General features: G+C 69.5%; 7 protein-coding genes. 3 read left to right on the forward strand and 4 right to left on the reverse strand.

Annotated elements, in window-relative coordinates; genetic code table 11:
* Positions 1 to 88 precede the first annotated feature (88 nt).
* Together G6026_RS02615 and G6026_RS02620 are read left to right on the forward strand one after the other, a co-directional pair.
* Positions 89 to 1567 carry an HtaA domain-containing protein gene (locus G6026_RS02615; RefSeq protein WP_182612187.1) on the forward strand — a complete coding sequence of 493 codons (1479 nt, stop codon included), beginning with the start codon at positions 89 to 91 and terminating at the stop codon, positions 1565 to 1567.
* Between the two features lies 1 nt (position 1568).
* Positions 1569 to 2957 carry a hypothetical protein gene (locus G6026_RS02620; protein WP_182612188.1) on the forward strand — a complete coding sequence of 463 codons (1389 nt, stop codon included), beginning with the start codon at positions 1569 to 1571 and terminating at the stop codon, positions 2955 to 2957.
* Positions 2958 to 3032: 75 nt separating this feature from the next.
* On the opposite strand, the gene G6026_RS02625 is transcribed toward G6026_RS02620, so the two are convergent.
* The 4 genes from G6026_RS02625 to G6026_RS17745 all read right to left on the reverse strand — a co-directional run bounded on the left by G6026_RS02625 (position 3033) and on the right by G6026_RS17745 (position 5682).
* Entirely contained in the window at positions 3033 to 3671 is a 639-nt protein-coding gene (locus G6026_RS02625; RefSeq protein ID WP_228549292.1) for a biliverdin-producing heme oxygenase, read from the reverse strand.
* 206 nt (positions 3672 to 3877) lie between these two features.
* The gene (locus G6026_RS02630) at positions 3878 to 5029 is read right to left on the reverse strand and encodes an aminotransferase class I/II-fold pyridoxal phosphate-dependent enzyme (RefSeq protein WP_182612190.1); all 1152 of its coding nucleotides are present in this window, start codon (positions 5027 to 5029) and stop codon (positions 3878 to 3880) included.
* A gap of 197 nt (positions 5030 to 5226) precedes the next feature.
* Entirely contained in the window at positions 5227 to 5439 is a 213-nt protein-coding gene (locus tag G6026_RS02635) for a hypothetical protein (protein WP_182612191.1), read from the reverse strand.
* 120 nt (positions 5440 to 5559) lie between these two features.
* A complete protein-coding gene (locus G6026_RS17745; protein ID WP_255458028.1) occupies positions 5560 to 5682 on the reverse strand; it encodes a hypothetical protein in 123 nt (40 codons plus the stop codon).
* A gap of 169 nt (positions 5683 to 5851) precedes the next feature.
* On the opposite strand from G6026_RS17745, the gene G6026_RS02640 reads away from it, so the two are divergent.
* Positions 5852 to 7264 (forward strand): nitrate/nitrite transporter, encoded by a 1413-nt coding sequence (locus G6026_RS02640; RefSeq protein ID WP_107755828.1) that lies wholly within the window; start codon positions 5852 to 5854, stop codon positions 7262 to 7264.
* The last annotated feature ends 18 nt before the right edge of the window (positions 7265 to 7282 follow it).

Consider the following 7282-nt stretch of genomic DNA (forward strand, 5'->3'; position numbering starts at 1 on the left):
GCGGTCAACCGGAGACGCCTCGCCGACGCCGGCGGTGCCGACGGGCACCCGGCCCCCCACACGAGAGCTCACACCGAAGGAGATCCCGATGACCAGTGACCAGTTATCGGGCCACCGCCGGGGCGCCGCCCTGGTCCTGGCCCTGGCCCTGGCCCTCGCCCTCGGCTCGCTGATGTACTCGCCGGCGGCCCGAGCACAGGACTCGGCGGTCGAGCTGACCGATGCCGAGTTCCGATGGGGGTTGAGCAGGCAGAGCGCCGGGCCCAGCCACGGACCCGGACTCAACTTCCTCTCCGCCGGGGACAGCTCGGCGGCGCTCGCCGGGCCCGGGGCGACGATCACCGAACAGACATGGAGGGCCACGTCGGGACAGGTGACGATCGAGAAGCGGTCCGCGAACGGTGGGACATCGACCGCGACCTGGGCCGGGACGCAGACCGACCAGGCGGGCACCGCCCTCCGTGACGCCGCCTCGAGCAGATACAGCGGCCTCGAGATGGTCTTCGGCAAGGGGACCGGAACCGTCGACGCCGCCTCGGGCACGGCGGAGATCCAGTGGAAGGGCACCGCGTCGGTCCTGTACTACTCGGGCCTGGTGTTCCTCAGCGTCACCGACCCGGTCCTCACGGTCACGCCCACGAAGGCCACCGTGACCGCGACCCTGGGTGGGAGACGGAGCGCCCAGGACAACCCCGAGGTGTCGACCCCGGTGCCGTCCCGCACCGTCGTCCTCGCGAATCTCCCCCGCAGTCGCGTGGAACTGGGAGGGAAAAAAGGGTTCTCCGTGACTCCCGAATACCTCGGTGTGCCCTATTCCGCCGGTGCCGGAGAAAACCCTCAGACGAGAGACGGCGCGTATTGGGGAGCTTTCCCGCGGGAATTCGTGGACTTCGCCGCGGAAGCGGGATCCGGGGGATTCTGGTATTCGACCGGAACCTCTGACGGTACGAAACCCGCGCTGCCGATAGCGGTGAGTTGGAATTCGGATGAACCCGAGGAAATGCCGAATTCCGGTGGGTCCGGCGGGTCCGGCGGAATCGTCGGTAGGGTCCTCGACGACACGGTCGAACAGATCCTCCGGGCCGCGGGGACCGACGTCGCCGACACCGCTGCCGCGTGGATGGACGAGGCGTGGAAACCGCTCCAACCCGATGCGGTGAACGCCGCGCGGGACAGCGCGGGCCCGGCCGCGGCGGCACCGGACGCGTCGGCCGCCGAGGGGGGCGGTGTGGACGAGGTCTTCGAAGAGTATTTCGCGGACTACTACACCGCCGGAGCCCCTCTCACCGCCGGGACCGTGGGCGGCACCGTCGCCACGATCCCCGCATCCCCGAGCGGCCCGTCGTCAGGCGGGTCCTCACCCGCGGCGACCCCACCCCTCGTTGACCAGTCGACGATCCCCGTGGCGGCCAACACACCCCTCAACGGCTCCGACGTGGTCTACGCCCAGACTTCCGGCTCCCAGAAGGCCGGAAACCCCACCCACCAATGGCAGTGGTGGGTGGGGACCGCACTGCTCGCGCTCGCGGCAGTGCTGTTCTACCAGACAGTTCGACGAAAGGACTGATGTGAACACATCTCGATCCCGGCTCGCGCTCGCCGGCCGACGGGGCACGATGCTGGGGGCGACGCTCGCGTTGCTGGCCGGAGTCGTCGCAGCCCCGGCGGCCCAGGCCCAGGAGGCGACCCCGGGGACCGTCACGGACGCCTCGTTCGTCTGGGGCATCAGCGGATACGCCCAGAAGGGCATCTTCGGACCGTGGCGCATCGTCGACGCCTCCGGCGACGCCTCGGCGCTCGTCGGGTCGGTCTCGGGTGGCGCGCAGACCGAGTACACCCCCGCTGCGTTCCCGGCCACCTCGATGCCCGTGAACATCGTCTCGGGACAGCAGGCGACGCCCAACGCCATCAAGTTCTCCGACGGTGAGGGTGCGCGCGGCGCGGACGGGACCGTCACCATCGACTGGGACGGCGAGATCACCTTCAACGCCTACCCCGCCAACCTCAACGCGCCGGATGAGACCCTGGCCGATCCGAAGCTGACCGTCAACGCCGACGGGTCCGGAACGCTCGACGCCGATGTGACCATCGGCGCGGCGACTGACATGAACGGCACCCCGACTCCCGAGGTCAACGCCGGTCGCACGACCGTCCTGTCGTTCGGTCCGGGCGCCGCCCAGGTGGCCCAGGACGGCACCATCACCCTGTCGCCCCAGTACGCGGGAGTGCAGCACAACGGCGGGAACCAGGACCGTTCCTGCACCGCGCCGAACATCTGGGGCGCGTGGACCCCCGAGTGGTTGGCGGCCGTGCCGAGCTCGGTGCACCCGCACTACTACAACACCGGGTGTGGAGGAGACCAGAACCTCAAGGGGCCGCTGCCGCTCCAGGTGACCTACGAGCTGACCGAGGACGAGACCCAGGTGCCCGTCGGCACCCCCGAGATCACCGTCTCGGACACCACTCTGGCCGCTGACGGAAGCCACGAGGTGACCATCACGGGTTCCGGGTTCACCGACCCGTCGGTTCTGGGCACCCGTCCGCCGCTCGCGGGCAAGCCCGCCGGGTTCTACCTGGTCTACGGCAAGTTCGGGGATGCATGGAAGCCCTCGGCGGGCGGTACCTCCGCCGCTCGCACGGTCGTCGAGCAGAAGTGGGTCCTGGCGGCGGAGAACCACGCCACCATCGGCGGAGCCGCCGCGGGGGCCGTCGAGCTGCGGCCCGACGGCACCTTCACCACGACCGTCACCGTGTCCAAGGACGCGGCCGACGCGAAGTCGCAGACCGGGAGCTACGGGATCTACACCTACGCGGCCTCCGGCGCCGTCCACGCCGCGTGGGAACTCAGCACGCCGATCACCTTCACCACCGGCGGAGATGATGACGACGACGACACCGGTACCGGGGGCGGCGGCTCGCTCGCGGGCATGACGAACCTGTTCGGCAGCCTGATGTAGGGCGCACACACCGGATGCGGCCCCGACACCGATCCGGTGTCGGGGCCGCGTCGCGTGTCGGCATGTGGCAGTCGGTCAGCGGACGCCCAGGGCCTCCAGGTCGAGGAAGATCCGGTGGTTGAGGTCGAAGGCCCGGGTGGCGGCGGCCAGAGCGGACGCGCGGTCTGTCTCGCCCAGCGGGAGGGCGTCCAGTGCGGCCCGGTAGTCGTCCTTGTAGACCTTGGGCTTGGCGATGTCGAAGTCGTAGAAGCTCAGACCGGTCTCGATGCCGTAGTGGCGGCGCACCATCGTCCGGATGATCTGCCCGCCCGAGAGGTCGCCGAGGTACCGGACGTAGTGGTGCCCGATCAGGGCGGCCGGGTCGGTCGCGCACGCGCGCAACTCGGCCACGTAGGCCTCGGTGGCGGGCACCACCGTGTCGAAGGAGCGGCCCTGGGCGCGGTGCGACTCCAGATCGGCTCGCAACGCACCGGTCCGCTCGAGGCGCGGGTCGAGAATGGCGGACAGTCTCGGGTCCGCGCCGACCCCGCGGCAGGCGTCCTCGAGCGTCGCGTAGACGGGGAGCGACTGCCGGAGGAGCGCGACCAGGCCTGCCGGCGTGCCCTCACCGTTCATCAGGCGGGTGATGAACGAGGCGTTCTCCGCCTGTTCATGCGCGGCCATCGTCGAGTCATGTAGTGCTCTCGACAAGGGTGCGGAAATGATCGTCTCCATGAGTCCTCCGGGCTTGTTAGGTATGCCTAATGAGGGTACGGCAACGATAAGGGAAAGGCTATGCCGGTAGTGAATTTGAGTGCCGTGAACAATTCCGCGAGTGGTGACCCTGATTCGCTCACCGAATAACGGGTGTGGCGGGCCGGGGCGCAATTTCCCCGGGGCGGTTCCGAGAAAAAGGAAATGTCGGTGAGCGCGGGCCGCCCTCAGCCCCGCTCCGCGGCGACGCGGCCCATCCGGGTGAAGGCCTCGGTGAGGATGTCCTCGGAGCACGCGAAGTTCACACGCGCGAACCCCTTGCCCTGGGGCCCGAAGGCTGGACCGTTGCTCAGCGCCACCTTTCCGTCGTCGAGGAACGCCGCGGCGGGGTCGTCACCGAGCCCGGGGTAGGCGCGAAGGTCCAGCCACGCCACGAATCCGGCGTCGGGTCGGCGCCACCTGGCGCGGGGGAGGTGCTCGGCCATGAGCCGCTCCATCAGATCGAGGTTCGAGGCCAGCGCGGCGTTCATCTGCTCCAGCCAGTCCAGTGACCCGGTCAGCGCGGCTTCCGCGGCGAGCGCCCCGAAGTGCCCCACTGCGCCGGACAACGCCGAGCGCCGCACCTCGAACCGCTCGGGATTGCCGTTGACCACGAAGGCGCACTTGAGCCCGGCGAGGTTGAACGCCTTGGACGCGGAGGAGATGGCCAAGCCCACCTCGGGGGCGGTGCCGGAGGCGGCCAGGAACGAGGAGAACCGGACCCCGGTCATCGTCAGGGGCGCCCAGATCTCGTCGGAGACCACCACGGCGTCGTGGCGTGCGGCCAGCTCGGCGAGCTCGGCCAACTCCGCGGAGGAGTGCAGGACACCCGTGGGGTTGTGCGGGTGGCTCAGGAGCACGGCCCTGGCCCCGCCGGCCAGGGCGCGCTCGATGCCCACGAGGTCCAGCCGCGGGTCCTCGCCGTCGTGGTCGACCAGGGGCACCGCGACGGGTGACATCCCCACACGCCGGATCCACGGTCCGAACGGCATGTACACCGGTGGCGTGTAGACCACCGCGCTTCCCGCCGGCAGGGTCCGCGCGAGCGACTCGCGGACGCCCACGCCCACATCGTTGACGGGGACGACCGACTCCTCCGGTACCTCGAACCCGAACCCGGAGTAGTACCGGGCGCACACCCCGGCGAGGCGCTCGATCTCGGCGAAGTATCCGGTGTCACCGTCGGCGACCGCTGTGGCGAGGCGCTCCCGGATGGCCGGGGCCAGCAGGACGTCGGTCTCCGCCACGAACAGCGGCAGGACGTCCTCCGGGTACGCCACCCACTTCTGGCTTCGGCGCCTGCGCAGGACCGACTCGGGAACATCCAGGGGGAACGGCACGGCGGGGGATCCTTTCGACCGGGTTCACAGGATCCCCAGGTTACTCAGCTCCCGGGCACGTACCCGGGATGCACCCACACGTCGAAACCGCGGGAGTCGGCACCGAACGGGGAGAGTGGCATGAGCGAGCCCCAGGTGTCGGTGGCCGAACCGGGGACGGTGCCGGCGGGGCTGCCGACGCCGCCCGACGTGGCCGGCTACCCTCGCTGATGGGCGAGCTCGTAGGCGGCCCGGACGCTCCCGTCTGCCGCGGAGCCGGTCGATCCGGTGATCGCATCCGAGAGCCCGGTGACGCGGTGGAGCCGGTGGGGCGTTCCCGAGGGGTCGAGTTGCCAGCAGTCCGATCCCTGCAGGACACAGTTCGAGCACCAGATCTCCGTGTCCCTACCGAGCGGGGACACTACGCGCATGGGTGCACTGTTCGGGGCCCAGAACCGGGGGTCCGACGGCACCACGGCGTACGGACAGTACGAGAGTTCGGCCCACCCGAACGGGCCCCCGGTGGCGGGTGGGAAGGGGAGGTCGGCCGGCTAGGCGGGATCCTCCAGCGACTGGGCGAGAGCCGTGGGCGCGACCGCCGCCGACCCGAAGAGCGGTGCGGCCACGAGGACCACGGTGAGCACGGCTCGGCGGAATGAGAACGGGTGTGACATGCCGCCATCACACCACGCTCTCCGAGCCCTCACGGCGGGATCGCACGGACGTGAGGACACCGTGACCATGACGTCATACCGGGTAGCGCCGGGGAAACAGGGCGTGCATAACGTCTGTGCGCAGGGGCACCGAGGGGGTGTCCACCTAACTGGAGAGGGGGTCGACCTCATGTCGCGCTCACACGTCATAGAGAACTGGGATCCGGAGGACGACGCGCAATGGGAGGCGGGCGGCAGGAAGACCGCCATGCGCAACCTCTATTGGTCGGTGTTCGCCGAGCACGTCGGGTTCTCGGTGTGGACCCTGTTCGCCGTCATGGTGCTGTTCATGCCCCAGGACGTCTACGGGCTGGACGCCCCCGACAAATTCCTGGTCTCCGCGGTGGTCACGTTGACCGGGGCCTTCCTGCGCATCCCGTACACGCTCGCCACGGCGACCTTCGGAGGCCGCAACTGGACCATGTTCTCGGCCTTCGTCCTGCTCATCCCCGCGGTCGGGATGTTGTGGATCATGGCGAACCCGGGTCAACCGCTGTGGCTGTACCTCGTCGTCGGCGCGATCGCCGGGCTGGGCGGCGCCAACTTCGCGTCGTCCATGACCAACATCAACGCCTTCTTCCCCCAACGGGAGAAGGGCTGGGCGCTCGGCCTCAACGCGGGCGGGGGCAATCTGGGCGTGGCGACGATCCAGATCGTGGGGCTCATCGTGATCGCCCTCGCGGGTAACCGGTCACCCCACTGGGTGATCGGGGTCTACATCGTCCTCCTCGTGGTCGCGGGGATCGGCGCGGCCCTGAAGATGGACAACCTCGCGCACCAGACCGTTGACGTCCAGAGCATGAAAGACATGACCCGCGACAAGGACGGCTGGGTGCTGTCGCTGCTGTACATCGGCACGTTCGGTTCGTTCATCGGCTTCGCCTTCGCGTTCGGACAGATGCTCACCATGACCTTCACCGGCAACGGCCAGGATCCCGCCCAGGCGGCGCTCCACGCGGCGCAGATCACCTTCCTCGGACCGCTGCTGGGCTCGCTGACCCGCATGGTCGGCGGCCGGCTCTCCGACCGGTTCGGCGGCGCACGGGTGACCTTCGCGGTGTTCTGCGGAATGGCGGTCACCACGGTGGCACTCGTGGTGACCTCGAACATCCAGGCCTCGAATGACGGCCGCCTCTCGGGGGGCGCGCTCGTGTTGTTCTTCGCGGCCTTCCTGACACTCTTCGGGCTCACCGGGGTGGGGAACGCCTCGGTGTACAAGATGATCCCGTCCGTCTTCGAGGCCCGCAGTCACACGCTCGGACTCGACGAGGCCGCACGGACCTCGTGGTCGCGGGCTCATGCGGGAGCACTCATCGGGGTCGCCGGCGCGGTCGGGGCGTTCGGTGGGTTCCTCATCAACATGACCCTGCGCACGTCCTACCAGTCCTCGGGGGCGGCCACCTCGGCGTTCGTCGTGTTCATGGTCTTCTACGTGGTGGCCGCGATCATCACCCGCGTGGTGTACATGCGTGCCTCGGCCGGCGTCGATTCGGTCGCCGCGGCACCCACCCGCGCACGGGTCCCCGTGGGCGCCGAGGCCTGACAGGTCACGGCTGACAGG

The organism is Dietzia sp. DQ11-38-2, assembly GCF_014145055.1.
Classification (GTDB): domain Bacteria; phylum Actinomycetota; class Actinomycetes; order Mycobacteriales; family Mycobacteriaceae; genus Dietzia.

Excerpts from the sequence above, each read along its gene's own strand:
- G6026_RS02615 (WP_182612187.1), top strand. The coding sequence starts at position 89 with ATGACCAGTGACCAGTTATCGGGCCACCGCCGGGGCGCCGCCCTGGTC.
- G6026_RS02625 (WP_228549292.1), bottom strand. The coding sequence starts at position 3,671 with ATGGAGACGATCATTTCCGCACCCTTGTCGAGAGCACTACATGACTCG.
- G6026_RS02635 (WP_182612191.1), bottom strand. The coding sequence starts at position 5,439 with ATGCGCGTAGTGTCCCCGCTCGGTAGGGACACGGAGATCTGGTGCTCG.
- G6026_RS17745 (WP_255458028.1), bottom strand. The coding sequence starts at position 5,682 with ATGTCACACCCGTTCTCATTCCGCCGAGCCGTGCTCACCGTGGTCCTC.
- G6026_RS02640 (WP_107755828.1), top strand. The coding sequence starts at position 5,852 with ATGTCGCGCTCACACGTCATAGAGAACTGGGATCCGGAGGACGACGCG.